This window comes from Kribbella alba (genome assembly GCF_039529635.1).
Taxonomy (GTDB): Bacteria; Actinomycetota; Actinomycetes; order Propionibacteriales; family Kribbellaceae; genus Kribbella; species Kribbella alba.
Window position 1 is genome coordinate 481,952 of record NZ_BAAANE010000009.1, and the last position, 16,514, is coordinate 498,465.

Annotated in this window: 12 protein-coding genes and 1 riboswitch; of the genes, 9 read left to right on the plus strand and 3 right to left on the minus strand. The window is 69.0% G+C overall.

Features of this window, described 5'->3' with window-relative positions; all coding sequences use genetic code 11:
• Positions 1–13: 13 nt before the first annotated feature.
• The gene (locus tag ABD210_RS26935; protein WP_344115021.1) at positions 14–1,405 is read right to left on the minus strand and encodes an amidase; all 1,392 of its coding nucleotides are present in this window, start codon (positions 1,403–1,405) and stop codon (positions 14–16) included.
• A complete protein-coding gene (locus ABD210_RS26940; RefSeq protein ID WP_344115022.1) occupies positions 1,405–2,388 on the minus strand; it encodes a D-2-hydroxyacid dehydrogenase in 984 nt (327 codons plus the stop codon). The genes ABD210_RS26935 and ABD210_RS26940 overlap by 1 nt, the downstream gene beginning before the upstream one ends.
• 65 nt (positions 2,389–2,453) lie before the next feature.
• Here ABD210_RS26940 and ABD210_RS26945 point away from each other — a divergent pair, with 65 nt between their 5' ends.
• The 9 genes from ABD210_RS26945 to ABD210_RS26985 all read left to right on the plus strand — a co-directional run bounded on the left by ABD210_RS26945 (position 2,454) and on the right by ABD210_RS26985 (position 13,509).
• A complete protein-coding gene (locus tag ABD210_RS26945; protein WP_344115023.1) occupies positions 2,454–3,176 on the plus strand; it encodes a maleate cis-trans isomerase family protein in 723 nt (240 codons plus the stop codon).
• Between the two features lie 4 nt (positions 3,177–3,180).
• Positions 3,181–4,365, plus strand: a complete 1,185-nt coding sequence (locus tag ABD210_RS26950) for a M24 family metallopeptidase (RefSeq protein ID WP_344115025.1) — start codon at positions 3,181–3,183, stop codon at positions 4,363–4,365.
• Positions 4,366–4,370: 5 nt separating this feature from the next.
• Positions 4,371–5,570: an aminotransferase-like domain-containing protein gene (locus ABD210_RS26955; protein WP_344115027.1), complete on the plus strand. Its 1,200-nt coding sequence runs from the start codon at positions 4,371–4,373 to the stop codon at positions 5,568–5,570.
• A gap of 98 nt (positions 5,571–5,668) precedes the next feature.
• Positions 5,669–5,776: riboswitch (guanidine-I (ykkC/yxkD leader) on the plus strand.
• A 54-nt stretch (positions 5,777–5,830) separates the two neighbouring features.
• The gene (locus ABD210_RS26960; RefSeq protein ID WP_344115029.1) at positions 5,831–7,390 is read left to right on the plus strand and encodes an amino acid permease; all 1,560 of its coding nucleotides are present in this window, start codon (positions 5,831–5,833) and stop codon (positions 7,388–7,390) included.
• A complete protein-coding gene (locus tag ABD210_RS26965) occupies positions 7,387–8,085 on the plus strand; it encodes a DUF1989 domain-containing protein (protein WP_344115031.1) in 699 nt (232 codons plus the stop codon). The genes ABD210_RS26960 and ABD210_RS26965 overlap by 4 nt, the downstream gene beginning before the upstream one ends.
• The gene (locus ABD210_RS26970) at positions 8,082–8,717 is read left to right on the plus strand and encodes an urea amidolyase associated protein UAAP2 (protein ID WP_344115033.1); all 636 of its coding nucleotides are present in this window, start codon (positions 8,082–8,084) and stop codon (positions 8,715–8,717) included. Before ABD210_RS26965 ends, ABD210_RS26970 begins: the two co-directional genes overlap by 4 nt.
• Positions 8,717–10,669, plus strand: coding sequence for a 5-oxoprolinase/urea amidolyase family protein (locus ABD210_RS26975; RefSeq protein WP_344115035.1), 1,953 nt, complete (start codon positions 8,717–8,719; stop codon positions 10,667–10,669). The genes ABD210_RS26970 and ABD210_RS26975 overlap by 1 nt, the downstream gene beginning before the upstream one ends.
• Positions 10,666–12,258: an allophanate hydrolase gene (gene atzF / locus ABD210_RS26980; protein WP_344115037.1), complete on the plus strand. Its 1,593-nt coding sequence runs from the start codon at positions 10,666–10,668 to the stop codon at positions 12,256–12,258. Before ABD210_RS26975 ends, atzF begins: the two co-directional genes overlap by 4 nt.
• 72 nt (positions 12,259–12,330) lie before the next feature.
• Complete coding sequence (locus tag ABD210_RS26985) at positions 12,331–13,509, plus strand: M20 family metallopeptidase (RefSeq protein WP_344115039.1); 1,179 nt, start codon at positions 12,331–12,333, stop codon at positions 13,507–13,509.
• Between the two features lie 18 nt (positions 13,510–13,527).
• Here ABD210_RS26985 and ABD210_RS26990 read toward each other — a convergent pair whose 3' ends face one another.
• Complete coding sequence (locus ABD210_RS26990) at positions 13,528–16,488, minus strand: FAD-binding and (Fe-S)-binding domain-containing protein (RefSeq protein ID WP_344115041.1); 2,961 nt, start codon at positions 16,486–16,488, stop codon at positions 13,528–13,530.
• Between the last annotated feature and the right edge of the window lie 26 nt (positions 16,489–16,514).

Genomic DNA, 16,514 nt, shown 5'->3' on the forward strand with positions numbered 1-16,514 from the left:
CGAATCTCCCTGCTCATCGAGCTGCCAAGGTCGGAGTCCGCAGATGCCAGTCCGTGGCGGCCTGGTACGCCTGGCCGACCCGGAGCACGAGTGCGTCGGCGTGCCGTGGACCGACCACCTGCAGACCGACGGGAAGCCTGGCCGAGGTGAACCCGCACGGCACGCTCAAGGCCGGCTGCTGGGTCAGGTTGAAGGCATACGTGTACGGCGTCCAGCTGGTCCACTCGGGTGACGCCGAACCGTCCGGCACGTCTTGCCCGACGGGGAATGCCGCCAGCGGCAAAGTGGGAGTCACCAGCACGTCGTAGTCCAGGTGGAAGCGTCCCATCAGCAGTCCCAGCTCCATCCGGGCGGCGGTGGCGTCGAGGAAGTCCGACGCGGTGTACTGCGCGCCCGCGGCAGCCGATCGCCGCAGGCCGGGATCGACACGATCGTCCACCGCGTCGCCATAAGCCTGCAGCACCTTGGCGGCGCCGGAGAACCACAGCACGTTGAACACCTCGACCGGATCCGCGAAGCCGGGATCGACCTCGGTCACGACAGCGCCCGCCGCTGCCAGCACCCCGACCGCGGCATCGACGGCGGCCTCGACCTCCGGGTCGTTCTTCCCGAACCCGAGGTTTCGCGAGTAGGCGACGCGCAGCCCGGCGACTCCGTCGTCCAGCCCGTCCAGGAAGGACCGGCCAGGCGTCGGCAGGGCGGACCAGTCGCGCGCGTCGAACCCGGTGACCACGTCGAGCATCGCCGCGTTGTCCCGCACGGTTCGCGTCATCGGGCCCACGTGCGAAAGCGTGCCGAACGCGCTCGGCGGAAACAGCGGGATCAGCCCATAGGTCGGTTTCAACGCCACGGTCCCGGTGAAGGCTGCCGGGATCCGCACCGAGCCACCTCCGTCGGTGCCGATCGACCACGCCCCCATGCCGAGGCCGACCGCAGTCGCCGAACCGCCACTCGAGCCACCCGAGGTCTTCGACGGATCCCAAGGGTTCCCCGTCACGCCGTACCGGAAGGAGTCGGTGACGCCCTTCCACGAGTACTCCGGGGTGGTCGTCTTGCCGAGGATCACCGCCCCGCTCTCCCGCAACCGCGCGACGCACGGAGCGTCCTCGTCCCACGGTTGCGACTCGTCGATCAGGGTGCTGCCGCGCAGCGTCGGCCAGCCCCGTGTCCACAGCGCGTCCTTGACCGAGATCGGTACCCCGTCGGTGGGGCCCAGTGGCTCCCCTGAGTGCCACCGGGCCTCCGACTCCTTCGCGGCGGCGAGTGCTCCTTCGGCATCCACCAGCACGAAGGCGTTCACCTGGTCGTCGAACTCCTCGATCGCCTCGAGTGAGGCTTGGGTGGCCTCGACCGGGGACAGCTCGCCGGTCCGGTAGGCCTCGACGAGTTCGACACCTTGCATCATCAAGGCGGGCCTCCGGGGATGTAGCCGAGCTTCTTGTCCACCACGTTCAGCAGCGGGAGCCCCGCCAGCCACCGTCGCACATTGTCCGCGAACTGCGCGGCCAGCGTGTCCCGCCAGCCGACCACATCACCCGACATGTGCGCTGTGATTGTGACACCCGGCGCATCCCACAAAGGATGGTCGGCAGCCAGCGGCTCGGTGTCGAAGACGTCGAGGGTCGCGCCGCCGATCCGCCTGTCCCGCAAGGCCGCCAGCAGCGCACCCTCCTCAACAAGGGGGCCTCGGGCAACATTCACCAGGTGGGCGTCGGGCTTCATCGCGGCGAGCACCTCGGCGTTCACCAGGCCCCGGGTCGCCTCCGTCAGCGGCGCGGCGAGGACCAGATGATCACACCATCCCACCTCGTGCGCGAGGTCCGAACTCGCGATCACTTCACCGAAATCGGGATCCGACTGCTTGGCGACCCGGCCGACGCCGCGCACCGACAGACCGGCCGCTGTCAGGAGCCGCGCCGTAGCCCGCCCGATCGCACCCGTGCCGACGACCAGCGCGGTGGCCCCCTGGATGCTGCGGGTCTCGCGGTGCTGCCACTCGTGCCGGCGCTGCGCCTCGAGGCTGTTCCGGCTGTCCTTGGCATGCGCGATCACCGCGCCGAGCACGTATTCCGCCATCGGCCGGTCGAACACCCCGTGGGCATTCGTCACCACCACGTCCGAGTCCCGCAGCCCGTCGAAGAGGAGCGTGTCGACTCCAGCCGCGGTCACGTGGATCCACTCGACTGTCCCGGCGTGCTCCCAGACGTCGGGCACCGCCGTGGCGAAGAAGTCCCAGAGCAACAGCGCCCGCGCCCCGCGAACCGCCTCGGCCAGGCCGTCGGCAGCGCAGTACCGGAACTCCACCTCGAGGCCTTCGAGCCCGGGCGGCCGGTCGGTCGCGCGCTCGCACAGCACTGCGATGACGGGTCGGTCCACAGGCTGGGGCACGCATCGAGGCTAGGAACCACGCCGTAGGATTGTCAACAATCCAGTCTCACCCGCAGACTGACGGGATGGCACAACCTCCCCTGCTGCAGACCGGGATCGGCGTCGTCGCCCCATACGACTTCGCGCTCGATCGGGAACTGTGGCGCTGGGTACCCGATGACGTGAGCCTCTACCTGACCCGGATGCCGTACGTGCCGCTGGCGGCGACCGTGGAGCTGGCCATCCACATCTCGGAGCCTGCCTTGGTCGCACGTGGCGCCATCGACGTACTGGCCGTCTCGCCGCTGGTGACCGCCTACGCCTGTACGTCGGGGAGCTTCATCGGGGGGCTCGTGGGGGAAGCCGCGCTGGTGGCGGCGATGGAGGATGCCGGAGCGCCCGCGGCGGTGACCACCAGCGGGGCGTTGCTGATCGCGCTCCGGCAGCTCCGCATCACCCGGATCGCGGCCGTCACGCCGTACACGGAGGATCTGAACGAGGGGCTCGACGGCTATCTCGCCGAGGCCGGGGTCGAGGTGGTCGCCTCTGCCGGGCTCGGGCTGAGCTCGGAGATCTGGACGGTGCCTTACAAGACCACCTCGGATCTCGTCCGCGACACCGATACGCCCGACGCCCAGGCGGTGTTCGTCAGCTGCACGAACCTGCCGACCTACGACCTGATCGCGAAGCTGGAGGCGGATCTCGGCAAACCGGTGCTGACCGCCAACCAGGTGACGATGTGGGCCGCCCTGACCATCGCCGGCCGGAACGCCGTCGGCCCGGGACAGCGTCTGCTGGAGACGAGGTGACCTGGTGAGCGATGTCCTCGCGCAGGCCGTCGAGCCGGACGAGTACGCCGGCAGGGTGCGGCGGGTCCGGCAGGCGATGAGCGAGCGGGACCTCGGTGCGCTGGTCGTCACCGACCCTGCGAACCTCTTCTACCTGACCGGGTACGACGCGTGGTCGTTCTACACGCCGCAGTGCCTCGTCATACCGGCCGAGGGCGAGCCGCACCTGTTCGCGCGGGCGATGGACGCGGCCGGCGCGGCGTTCTCCTGCAACCTGCGGGCCGAGCAGGTGCACGGTTACCCGGAGAATCTCGTCCACCGGCCCGACGTACACCCGTTCGACTGGATCGCTTCGACGGCTCGCGACCTGGTCCCGACCGGCGCGGAGGTCGGCATCGAGGGTGACTCCCACTTCTTCTCGGCCCGCGCCTACCTGGCCCTCGCGGCCGGTCTCCCCCAGAACCGGCTGGTCGACACCCGCGAGCTGGTCAACTGGGTCCGGCTGGTCAAGTCCCCGCACGAGCTCGCTCAGCTCCGGGTCGCCGGGTCGATCGCCGCGACGGCGATGCGGATCGCCCTCGACCAACTCGAACCGGGCCGGCGTCAGTGCGACCTGGTGGCCGAGATCCTCGCCGCGCAGGCGATCGGGACGCCTGAGCACGGTGGCGACTACCCCGCGATCGTGCCGATGCTGCCGACCGGCGACGCGGCCGGTACGCCGCACCTGACCTGGACGGATCGCCCCTTCCGCGTCGGCGAGGCGACCACGATCGAGCTGGCCGGGGTGTTCGGCCGCTATCACGCGCCGCTGGCCCGCACAATGATGCTCGGCGATCCACCTCGACGACTCGCCGAGGTCGCCAAAGTAGTTGCCGAGGGCATGCAAGTAACGCTGACGGCGATCCGGCCGGGTGTCACCGGCCACACGGTGCACGCGGCGTTCAACGACGTCATCGCCGCCCACGGCCTGGTCAAGGAATCGCGGATCGGGTACTCGATCGGCATCGGCTATCCACCCGACTGGGGTGAACGAACGGTCAGCCTGCGTGCCGGGGAGCACACCCTGCTGGCGGCCGGGATGGCCTTCCACGTGATCCTCGGGATGTGGATGGACGGCTGGGGCTACGAGTTGTCGGAGCCCGTGCTGGTCACCCCGACCGGGGTAGAACGCCTCACCGACCTGCCCCAGGAACTGACGATCAGGAGGTAACCCGCATGACGGTCAGAACTCTCCCGTACGCCGGACGCGCGGCCGGGCTGGTCGGCTCGGTGATCGACTCGAGTACTGCGCTGCTCCACCGGCAGACGCACGACATCGTCAGGTTCGCCATGGGTAGTCCCGCGGCGGAAGCAGTGCCGGCCGAGATCCTCGCGGGGATCGCGGCGGTGGAGCTCAGCCGCCCGGACGCCTACGACTACGCCGCGACCGAGGGCGATCCCCCACTGCACGCGGCGCTGCTGGAGAGTCTGCGCGGCACGAGCGACGAGACCACGGCCGATCGGTTGACGATCACCGCGGGCGGCATGCAGGGGCTCGACCTGTTCTGCAAGATCTTCGTGGATCCCGGCGATCTGGTCGTGGTGGAGTCGCCGACGTACACGAACGGCAGTGCGACGGCCCTGTCCTACGGTGCCGAGCTGCTCGAGGTCCCGGTCGACGTGGACGGCCTGGACGTGGACGAGCTGGAACGCCTCGTCGAGGCGACCGGCCGGCTCCCGAAGGCGATCTACACGATCCCCACCTTCCAGAACCCATCCGGTGCGACGCTTTCGCTGGCGAGGAGGCACCGGCTGCTGGAGCTCGCGCGCTCATGGGGCTCGATGGTGATCGACGACGACCCGTACGGGTTGCTCCGGTTCGAGGGCGCGCAGCTGCCGACAGTGCGTGAACTCGGCGCCGGTGATCCGTTGGTGTTCGCCGTGCGCACCTTCTCGAAGATCGTCGCGCCCGGGCTGCGGGTGGGGTGGGTGGACACCGACCCGGAACTCCAGCCGTTGCTGATCAACGCGAAGCAGGCGATGGACACCTGCACGAACCTGCCGGCCCAGCGACTGCTGACCCGATTCCTGACCGGCGGGCACCTGGACAACCACCTCGCCACGCAGCGCACGGAGTACAAGCGCCGCAAGGTCGCGATGCACGAGGCGCTGACGCGGTCCTTCGGGGACATCGCGAGGTGGACCGATCCCGAGGGCGGGTTCTTCCTCTGGGTGACGCTGGAGAACGGGGTCGACACGGCGGCTCTGTTCGAGGTGGCGCTGGCCGAAGGGGTCGCGTTCATCCCGGGGCCCGCGTTCTCGCCGAGTGGACGGTTCACCGATGCGCTGCGGCTGTGTTTCGCATCCACCAAGCCGGACCGGATCCACGAAGGCATCACCAGACTGCGGCGCGCGGTCGACCTGCTGGCGAAATGATTCCGGCGAAGGACGCTCGGTGATTTAACTCGGCTGTTACGAGGATCGCCTGTCGCTGAAACAGGCTGACCCTGAACTGAACTGGACCCGCCAACAGAGCGGGGCGCCCCTAGGGTTCCGTTGCCGGTGAGGCAGGCCTGGTCCGAGAGGGGAGACGGCGCCGGTGATCCGGTGCCGTTCCACGGCGGGACAAAAGCCCGGGAGGCCTTGATGGCCCCGGGCTGCCGTGTGCGTTCCGGGCCGACGATTCGGAGGCCGGAATGTCAGCAACCCTTGACCAGGTCGGAACCGACGGTGCCAGTGCCGACGATCTCAGCGGATTCGGCTACGCCCAGCAGCTGTCCCGTCGCGTCGGCAGCTATGCCTCGTTCGCCGCGGGATTCTCGTTCGTCTCGATCCTGACCACTGTCTTCCAGCTCTTCGGGCTGGGGTTCAGCTTCGGTGGAACGGCGTTCTTCTGGACCTGGCCTGCCGTGCTGGTCGGTCAACTCACAGTCGCGCTCTGCTTCGCCGAACTCGCCGCGCGGTATCCGATCTCGGGCGCGATCTATCAGTGGGCCCGCAGACTGGGCGGCACTGTGGTCGGGTGGTTCGCAGGCTGGACGATGGTGATCGCCCAGACCATCACCCTCGCCACTGCCGCGATCGCCTTGCAGGTTGTGCTTCCCGCGGTCTGGAGCGGCTTTCAGCTTGTCGGCACCGATTCATCCCTTGCGTCGCGTGACGGCGCTGCGAACGCAGTACTGCTGGGCTGTCTGCTGCTTGTGGCGACCACCGCGCTCAACGCGACCAGCGTCCGCGTCACCGCGATCGTGAACTCGGTCGGCGTCACCTGCGAACTCGTGGGTGTCGTCCTCATCGTCGTCCTGCTCTTCAGCCACGCCGAACGCGGTCCCTCCGTCGTGCTGCACACCACGAATCTCGACAGCAGCACCGGGTATGTCGTGCCGCTGCTGATCTCGGCGTTGATGGCCGCCTATGTCCTGGTCGGCTTCGACAGCGCGGGCGAACTGTCGGAGGAGACGCACAAGCCACGCGCGACCACGCCACGGACGATCATCCGCGCAGTCGTTGCCTCAGGCATCGGTGGCGGGTTCCTGATCATCGCAGCGCTGATGGCGGCTCCGTCGCTCACCGACGGGAACCTCGGGACCCAGGGGCTGCCCTACGTGCTGACCAGCCGGCTCGGTACGACGACCGGCAAGCTGCTCCTGCTCGATGTCGCTCTTGCCGTCTGCGTCTGCACCCTGGCGATCCAGACCGCGGCCGCGCGAATGGTCTTCTCGATGGCGCGCGACGAGGTGCTGCCGTTCTCGGCGCAGCTGCGTCGAGTATCCGCCCGGACCGGAACTCCGGTGACGGCGACCGTCGTACCAGGCGTGCTCGCCGCGCTCTGCTTGGTGGTCAACGTGGGCAACGCAGGATTGTTCCTCGGGCTGGCGAGCGTCTGCATCATGTTGCTGTACATCGCGTATCTGATGGTCACCACGCCGCTCCTGATCCAGCGCGTCAAAGGCGATCCGGTGGCGGCCGGGACGGACGAAGACGGCCGGAAGCTCTTCTCACTCGGCCGCGCCGGGCTGTACATCAACGCGGTCGCGGTGGTCTACGGACTCGCGATGGCCATCAACCTGGGCTGGCCACGAGCCGACGTCTACGACCCTGCGGGCGACGGCTGGTACCTGCACTATCTTCCGTTGATCACGCTCGCGGTCGTCGCGATCGGCGGAGCGGTGGCCTATCGGACCCAGCGCAGCCGGTACCACGCGTCGATCGGCCTTGCGCCCGCTGCCCCCGAGGTCGAGGGCGCCAGCGCATGAGCTACCAGCACGAGATTCCCGGCGGTGCCGCCTGGTCGGCCCCGATCCGGGCTGGTCGCCTGATGACGCTGACCACCCTCGCCGCGGGAGCCAACGCGTCGATGCTGATCATCGGAGCGGACCGGCTCGACCGGCTCAACGTCCCCGACACCCTCAAATCACAGCTGTCCGCCTGTATCGCGCCGGCGATGGTGCTCATGTCGGACCGCGGCACCGCACTCGCCACCGTCGTCCGGTCGAGCCTGGACTGGCACGACTGCCTCGCCGGATTCGGCCACGACCGGCAACTGGAGGAGCGCTTCGGCCCGTCGAGCTATGCCAAGGACGGCAACAGCTGGCGACGCTCCGCCCGGTTGGGGCTGGTCAGCGAACTCACCAAGCATGGGTTCGGCGAGGCCGACCTGCACGGCTGCGTCAACTTCTTCTCGAAGGTCGGCATCAGCGACGACTCGCGGGCGACGCTGACCTTCGTACCGGATCACTCGGCAGCAGGCGACCAGGTCTCGCTGCGGAGCGAGCAGGACCTGCTGGTGTTCGTCTCCACCGCACCGCATCCGCTGTCGGAGCAGACCTACGCACCGGGCGGCGTACGAGTCGAGATCTCGTCTGCGGCTGTGCACGACACGGTTGCTGAGCTGAAGCTGCGTGACGAGGCGGTTCGTGCGCTGGAGCAGGCGGGCAGGTTGGCCGGATGAGCGCCACCGAAGCGGCGCTGGACACTGGCTTGACTGCCTTGGACAGGATCGTCGAGCCGGGCGACGGTGCCCTGATCCCGGTTCCGTCGGGCGGCAGGTTGCGGATCGTCGACCTGCACGGCAACCAGGCGGTGGACACGCTCTTCTACGACGCCCACGACATCGACAACCGCTATTCGGCGTTCGACACGATCCGCGAGCAGCAGGCGGTCTACCTGACCACCGGTTCGCGCCTGGTGTCGAACAGGCTCGACGAGCTGGCCGTGATCACCGACGACACCTGCGGCCGTCACGACACGATCGGCGGCGCGTGTTCGCAGGAGAGCAACGTGATCCGGTACGGCGAGTTCACCCGGCACCAGCACGCCTGCCGCCAGACCTTCCTGTTGTACGGCGCGAAGGCCGGCATCGGGCAGCGGCAACTGGGGCACAACGTGAACTTCTTCATGAACGTCCCCGTCGACTCCCGGGGGAACCTGAGGTTCGACGACGGCCTGTCCGCGCCGGGCAGATATGTCGAGCTCACGGCCAGCCGTGACCTGCTGGTGCTGATCAGCAACTGCCCACAGCTGAACAACCCCTGCAACGGCTGGAACCCCACTCCTGTCGGCCTGCTGGGCTGGTGGAGCTGATGGCGGCGATCACCGTCATCAGGGCAGGCGCGCAGACCACCGTTCAGGACCTCACCGGCCGACCCGGCCTGTGGGACGTCGGAGTACCGCCCTCGGGTGCCGCCGACGAGCTCGGTTTCGCGCTCGTCAACGCAGCCGTCGGGAATCCCGACAGCGCTGCGGGGTTGGAGTGCGTGCTGATCGGCCCGGTGCTGACCAGCGATGACGACCGGTTGGTCTGCGTCGGTGGCGCGGCGACCCGGGCGACGATCGATGGCCGACCACTGCGACCTGGAACTGTGGTGCGCTTGCCGGCCGGCGCTGTGCTCGAGGTGGGCGCACTCGACGGACCCGGTATGCGCGGCTATGTCGCGATCGAGGGCGGCCTGGACGTTCCCCGAGTGCTGGGCAGCCGTTCGACCTTCATCCTGGGCGGATTCGGTGGCCTGGGCGGCCGACCGCTCGAGACGGGAGATCTCCTTCCACTGGGTCGACGGGAGAATCTGCTCGCTCCCACGCCGGTCGAACTTCCCGCGTTGTCGGACAGCTGGCAACTCCGCGTCATTCCCGGCCCGCACGGTGCACCCGACCACCTCACGGCCGACGGCGTCGAGTTGTTCTTCGCGACCGCCTGGGTGGTGGATCACCGGTCCGACCGCACCGGCGTACGGCTGACTGGTCCGGTACCGGGCTGGGCGCGGACTGATGGCGGTGAGGCCGGCTTGCATCCGTCCAACGTGCACGACTCCGCTTATCCGGTCGGCGGGATCATGCTCTCGGGCGATACGCCGGTCATCGTCGGTAAGGACGGGCCGTCGCTGGGTGGCTTCGTCGTACCGGCGGTGGTGATCGAGGCGGATCGCTGGATCTTGGGTCAGTTGCGTCCGGGTGACTCCGTCCAGCTGTTGCCGGTGACACCCGCTCTGGCGGCCGAGGCGATCCGGGCCCGTCGATCGTGGCTGGATGATCTGAGGCAGGAACCAGCACCGGCCGCCTTCGTGGTCAGCGGCCCGGATCGTCCCGAGGTCCTCCAGGAGGCGGCTGCCGGGGGCACCGCACCGGCGTACACGATCAGGTGCGCGGGTGACCGTCACGTCCTGGTGGAGGCCGGGCCCGCGGAGCTCGACCTCACCGTGCGGGTCTGGATCCACCTGCTGGCGCAGGCCTTGCGGCTCGACCGGCTCGACGGGGTGGCCGAGATCGTCGAGGGCGTGCGGTCGTTGCTGGTCGCGGTCGACTCCGCCAGGCTGGGGCTGGACGAGCTCGCGAAGCACCTCGTCGGGATGGTCGACGGGCTCGCCGATCCGGCCACCGTGGTGCTGCCCGCCCGGGAGGTGACCTTGCCGATCGCGTTCGACCATCCGGAAGCGCATGAGGCGATGCGGCGGTACGCGACCTCGGTACGGCCGGACGCCCCGTGGTGCCCGGACAACGTGGAGTTCATCCGCCGGGTCAACGATCTGGACCGGCGGGAGGAGGTCTTCGAGATCATGACGGCCGCGACGTACCTGGTCGTCGGGCTCGGTGACGTCTACCTCGGTGCTCCGGTGGCCGTGCCCGTCGACCCGCGGCATCGGTTGGTGACCACGAAGTACAACCCGGCCCGTACTTGGACCCCACAGAACGCCGTCGGCATCGGCGGGGTGTACCTGTGTGTGTACGGGATGGAGGGGCCGGGCGGCTACCAACTCGTCGGGCGCACCGTCCCGGTCTGGCGGCTGTCCGACCACGACGAGCAGCCCTGGCTGCTGAGGCAGTTCGACCTGCTCAGATTCACCCCGGTCAGCGCGATGGAACTCGCTCGCCAACGGGCGGACATCAAAGCGGGGCGAGCGGATCTGTCCGTCAGACCAACGACATTCTCGATCTCCGATGTGCAGCGCATCGAACAGGAGGCACCAGTGGACATAGCAGCCCTGCGAGCGAGGAGACGGGCCGCTTTCGACGCCGAGCGGGCGAGGTGGGGCGCGTGACGGTCTGGATCACCCGGGTGGATGCCGTCGAGGCCAAGCCGGGACCACTGCACGGACTGACCATGGCTCTCAAGGACAACATCGATCTCGCCGGGGTGCCGACCACGGCCGGAGACCCGCGGAACGACCGCCCCGCCGAGAAGAACGCCTTCGTCGTCGACCGGTTGATCGAGGCAGGCGCGGTTGCTTCGGGCAAGACGAACCTCGACCAGTACGCGACCGGCCTGGTCGGCACCCGCTCGCCGTACGGTGCCTGTCATTCGGTGTTCTCCGACGAGCACATCTCGGGCGGTTCGAGTTCGGGCAGCGCGGTGGCGGTCGCGACGGGTGAGGTCGATTTCGCGCTGGGCACGGACACCGCCGGGAGCGGTCGGGTGCCTGCCGCGTTCAACGGGCTGGTCGGCATCAAGCCGAGCCGTGGGCTGGTGTCGACGAGCGGCGTGGTGCCGGCCTGCCGGTCACTCGACTGCGTCACGGTGATGGCTCGCTCGGTCAGCGTGGCGCGTCAGGCGTTCGACGTGATGGTCGCGTTCGACCCGGACGATCCCTACTCCCGGCGTCTTTCGTCCTTGCCGCGGGCCAGGTCAGGGTCCGGAGCTGTGGTGATCGGTGTGCCGGATCGGCCGCTGGATCTCGATCCGCTGTATGAGAAGCCATGGCAGCAGGCCGTCGAGCAGGCCCAGAAGTTGGGCACCGTGGTGCCGGTGGACATCGGTCCGCTGCTCGAAGCGGCTGACTTGTTGTACTCGGGGCCCTGGCTCGCTGAGCGGTGGCTGGCTTTCGGCGACAAGCTCGACGACGTCGGGGAAGTTGATCCAACCGTGCGCGCGATCGTGCGGAAAGGCGCGGCCCTGACTGCCTCGGACGCGTTCGCGGGCTTCGACCGGTTGGCTGCGCTGGCCCGTGCGTCGGAGCCGCTGTGGACCGAGGTGGATGCGTTGTTGCTTCCAGTGACGGAGACGCATCCGACGCTGACGGAGGTGGCCGCCGATCCGATCGGCGTGAACAGCAGGCTCGGCCGCTTCACCAACATGGTCAACCTGCTGGATCTCTGTGCCGTCGCCTTCCCGGGACCGGCTCGCGACGACGGCCTGCCGTTCGGAGTACAGCTGATCGCGCCCGCCGGTCACGACGAAGCGGTCATCGAACTGGCGGCCGTCTGGTGTGGAGAACCGTCCAGGGCTTTGCCTGAGCCGGCGGCAGTTGTCCAGCTCGCGGTCGCGGGTGCGCACCTCAGTGGTCAGCCCCTCAATGACCAGCTCGTACGCCGTGGCGCCACGCTGGCGCGGGGGGCCCGGACCGCGGGCGACTACCGGATGTTCTTGTTGGAGGGGTCGCTTCCCCGGCCAGGTCTGACGCGGACGCTCGAGCCGACCTCCGGGCGCGGAGTCGAGGTCGAGATCTGGAACCTGCCCTCGGCCGAGCTCGCCGGGTTCGCGGCGACCATCGCGCCGCCGCTTGCGCTCGGTCCGCTGGAACTGTCCGACGGCGACCAGGTCCTGGGCTTCGTCTGCACGGCTGACGGTGCGGACCCCGGGCGGGACATCACCGACCTCGGAAGCTGGCGGGCGTTCCTCGACCGCGCCTAGGCTGGCCCCTCGCCGGGCGGCTCCACGGAGGAGTCGCCTGGCCGTGGGTTCGTCGACGCGAAAGGGCAGCCAGTGACCATCTCCGCCGCCGAGCAGGCCGTTCTCGACCGGATCGACGAGAAACGGCTGATCGAGCTGACCCAGAACCTGCTGAGGGCAGAAGGCCAGAACCCGCCCGGCGAGGAGGCTGCCACCGTCACCGCGCTGAGCGATGCCGCCGTCGAGCTCGGACTGGACGTGGTCGGCAGCGCGGTGCAGCCCGGACGCGACAACCTCTGCATCACCCTTGCCGGGGGCAACGGTCCTGGGCTGCTCCTGCTCGGCCACACGGACGTCGTACCGATCGGTGATGGGTGGACCAAAGACCCCTTCGGTGGGTCAGTGGAAAACGGACGCATCTACGGCCGAGGCGCCTCCGACATGAAGGGCGGCCTGGCCGCGGCACTGGTCGCCCTGGCCGCGCTCCGAGGAGTGCCCTTGAGCGGACCTGTCGAACTGGCGGCGCTGGTGGACGAGGAAGAGACCGGCAAGGGCATCCGCTCGTACGTCGGGTCGGTGGATCGGTCGTTCCTCGGCTGCATCACCGCCGAGCCGACGGACCTCCAGACCATCACCGGCGCTCGCGGTGACTCCTACCTGCGGGTCTCCGTCCACGGTCGCGCCTGCCACGCGGGGAATCCGGACGACGGCGCGAACGCGATCTACGGAGCCGCCGCGGTCGTCGCCGAGATCGAACGCCTTCACGCTGAACTGGCCGCGAAACCCCATCCCCTGCTCGGACCCGCGACCTGGAGCGTCGGCCAGATCAACGGCGGCACCGGCGGCTCGATCGTGCCCGCGGACTGCGTCGTGATCGCCGATCGACGGTTGCTGCCAGGGGAATCACCCGAGATCGTGCTCGACGATCTCCGCTCGCGGGTGGCCGGGCTACGGCTGGAAGATCGCGGGCTGTCGGTCGACCTCGAGCTGCCGATGGAGATGCCCGCCTTCGAAACCCCGGCGGACGCAGAGCTGGTCCGCATCACCGACACCGCCCTCGCCGACGCCGGCGGCCCCGGTCTCCCCCTCGCCGGGTGGACCGCAGCCTGCGACGGCGGATTCATCGCCCGCGACCTCGGCGTACCAGTCGTCGTCCTAGGCCCCGGCTCAGTGACCACCCAAGCCCACCGCGCCGACGAGTCCGTAGCCATCGACGAGCTCCTCACAGCGGCCCGCGCCTACGCCCTGACCGCTCTGCGACTGCTCGGCTGAGTCCGCGGCGGATCGCACCTACTCCGGCGCCCGCTGCGGCCGGTCCGGTGCGTCGCGGAGGGTTGCTGCGAGGAGTTCAGCGAGGTGAGTGGCGCGGCGGGTGGTGCCGTGGGCTATTTGGGTGCGGCAGCTGAAGCCGTCGGCGATGACTGCGGTGGCGGGAGAAGCTGCCCGTACGGCGGGGAGAAGGACGCGCTCGCCGATGCTCTTGGAGATGGCGTAGTGGTCGCGTTCGAAGCCGAAGTTGCCGGCCAGGCCGCAGCAGCCGGAGTCCGGGATCGAGGCGTTGATCCCGGCGGCCGCCATCAGTGCTTTGTCGGCGTCGAAACCGAGCACGGCGTGCTGGTGGCAGTGTGTCTGGACGAGCGCCTCTCCCCCGACCTGAGGTGGTTCCCAGCCGGACCGCGACAGGAACTCGGCGAACGTGTACGTCGACGAGGCGGCTGCTGTGGCCAGGGGGTTTCCCGCCAGCAGGTCCGGCGCGTCTTGCCTCAAGGCGGCCGTGCAACTCGGCTCCAGACCGACGATCGGCGTACCGGCTGCGAGGTGCGGCGCCAAGATCGCCAGAGAGCGCTCTATGACGCGCTTGGCGACGCCCAGCTGACCTGTCGAGATCCAGGTGAGGCCGCAACACACCGGCTTGTCCGGCAGTACAACGTCGAAGCCTGCCGCCTCCAGCACCTCGACGGCAGCTCGTCCGACTTCCGGTGACAGGTGATTCGTGAAGGTGTCCGGCCAGAGCACGACCTTGCCGCGCGGGCCCCTACTTTGTTTGCTGCGGGCAACGAACCAGTCGGTGAAGGTCTGGGTGGCGAACTCCGGGACATCGCGCTCCGTCGCGATCCCACCGAACCGCTTCACCAGCCTCAAGCGCGAGAACCTGTTGGCGAGTCGCGGTGCACGCTTCGCCAGTCGCGACCACAGCGGCAGCCAGCCCATCGACCAGTGCGACAGTGGACGCGCCCACGGCCTGCGTGCGTAGTGGTGATGCGTGAACTCGGCCTTGTACGTCGCCATGTCCACATTCACCGGGCAGTCCGACAGGCACCCCTTGCAAGACAGACAGAGATCGAGCGCGTCGCGTACCTCGGTCGATCGCCAGCCATCGGTGACCACGTCACCTTCGAGCATCTCCCAGAGCAGATGCGCCCGCCCGCGGGTCGAGTGCAGCTCCTCGCGCGTCACCTGATAGCTCGGGCACATCACTCCCCCGGAGCTCTGCCGGCACTTGCCGATGCCGACACACCTGCGCTGCGCCTGGGCGAAGTCGTGGTTGTCGTTCTCATAGCTGAAGACCGTCAGCAGCTTGCGGTCCTTGGCCGGGCCGTCGTGCCTGAGGTCCGCGTCCAACCGGGGCGGATCGACGATCATGCCGGGGTTCATCACTCCGGTCGGATCCCAGATCTGCTTCAGCTCGGCGAACAACCGCACACCGTCAGCGCCGTACATGCGACTGAGCAGTTCGGATCGCGCCCGTCCATCGCCGTGCTCGCCCGACACCGACCCGCCCAGTTCGACGACGAGGTCGGTCGCCTGCTCGACGAACTCCCGGTACGTCGCGACCCCGCGTCGGCTGAGCAGGTCGAAATCGATCCGCATGTGCATGCAGCCCTCACCGAAATGCCCGTACGACGCGCCGGACAATCCGTGCCGCGCGAGGACTTCCTCGAGCCCGCGCAGGTAGGCGCCGAGGCGCTCGGGCGGAACGGCGGCGTCCTCCCAGCCACCCCAGGCCTCGGCGCCGTCGGCACGGCGGGTCGCCAGACCGGCCGCATCGGTCCGGCATCGCCAGAGCACTCCCTGAGCCGCGGGCTCGGTCACCAATGAGGCAGTCGCAGGCGAGCCGGAGTCGCGGAGTTCCTCCAGCATCTTCTCGGCCGCGATCGCCGCGGAAGCCTGGTCGGGGCCACCGAGCTCGACCAGCAACCAAGCGCGGCCTGCGGGGAGACCCGCTCGTACGGCCGCGTCGCGGACCTCGGCCGGAAGACGTTCGACCAGGTCGCTGTTGATCGACTCCATCGTCAGGGGCCGATGGCGCAGGACGACGGGCACGCAGTCGGCCGAGGTGATCGAGTTGCCGAAGCCGAGCACGCAGAGAACCTTTGCCGCTGGCAACGGAGTCAGGGCCACCGTCGCCTGCAAGGTGGCGGCGAAACCACCTTCGCTGCCGCACAGGAGCCGGGCGACGTCGTAGCCGTTCTCCGGCAGCAACCTGTGCAACGCGTAGCCGGAGATCTGCCGGCTGAACTGCCCGAACCTTCTCGAGATCAGCAGTTCGTTCCGGTCCACGAACGCCTGCAGCGCCCGATGCAACTCCCCTTCCCTCCCCGGCCGCCCGGCGCCCGCGGCCCGCCTGACCGCGGTTTCCTCGGTCCCGGGAGTTTCGACGGTCAGCGTAGTGCCGTCGGCGAGGATCAGGTCGAGGCTGCGGAGATTGTCGGCAGTGGTACCCCAGGCGACCGAATGAGCTCCGCAGGCGTTGTTCGCGATCATCCCGCCGAGCGTCGCGCGGCTGCCCGACGACGGGTCGGCGCCGAACGCCAGCCCGAACGGCTTGGCCGCGGCGAGCAGGTCCGTGAGGACCACTCCCGGCTCGACGACCGCCTGCCGTGCCTCCGCGTCGAGGTCGAGGATCCGGTTCACGTGCCGCGACGCATCGATGACGACACCGCCGATCGCATTACCCGCCATCGAGGTCCCGCCGCCCCTCAACGTCACCGGAGCCCCCGCACCCGCCACCAGCGCGACCGCCGCCGCCAGCTCCTCCCGATCCGCCGGCACGACCACCAACTCCGGCATCACCCGGTAATTCGACCCGTCAACCGCATACAGGGCCCGGCTCCCGGCATCCGCCGCAACCACCCCGCGCAGTTCCCGCTGCAGTTCCGCCGCCAGCCGCCCGACGTCGTACTCCGGTCCCGCCGCGCGGCGTACAGCCGGCTGAGACTGCCCGGCCGCGTGCCGGGATTCCGCGGTCATCGGTGGGCGCTCCTGGGTGGGGTTAG

What these genes read in the sequence shown, in the direction of transcription:
- ABD210_RS26935 (WP_344115021.1), bottom strand. Translation starts at nt 1,405, where the DNA reads ATGATGCAAGGTGTCGAACTCGTCGAGGCCTACCGGACCGGCGAGCTG.
- ABD210_RS26945 (WP_344115023.1), top strand. Translation starts at nt 2,454, where the DNA reads ATGGCACAACCTCCCCTGCTGCAGACCGGGATCGGCGTCGTCGCCCCA.
- ABD210_RS26955 (WP_344115027.1), top strand. Translation starts at nt 4,371, where the DNA reads ATGACGGTCAGAACTCTCCCGTACGCCGGACGCGCGGCCGGGCTGGTC.
- ABD210_RS26960 (WP_344115029.1), top strand. Translation starts at nt 5,831, where the DNA reads ATGTCAGCAACCCTTGACCAGGTCGGAACCGACGGTGCCAGTGCCGAC.
- ABD210_RS26965 (WP_344115031.1), top strand. Translation starts at nt 7,387, where the DNA reads ATGAGCTACCAGCACGAGATTCCCGGCGGTGCCGCCTGGTCGGCCCCG.
- ABD210_RS26970 (WP_344115033.1), top strand. Translation starts at nt 8,082, where the DNA reads ATGAGCGCCACCGAAGCGGCGCTGGACACTGGCTTGACTGCCTTGGAC.
- ABD210_RS26975 (WP_344115035.1), top strand. Translation starts at nt 8,717, where the DNA reads ATGGCGGCGATCACCGTCATCAGGGCAGGCGCGCAGACCACCGTTCAG.
- ABD210_RS26990 (WP_344115041.1), bottom strand. Translation starts at nt 16,488, where the DNA reads ATGACCGCGGAATCCCGGCACGCGGCCGGGCAGTCTCAGCCGGCTGTA.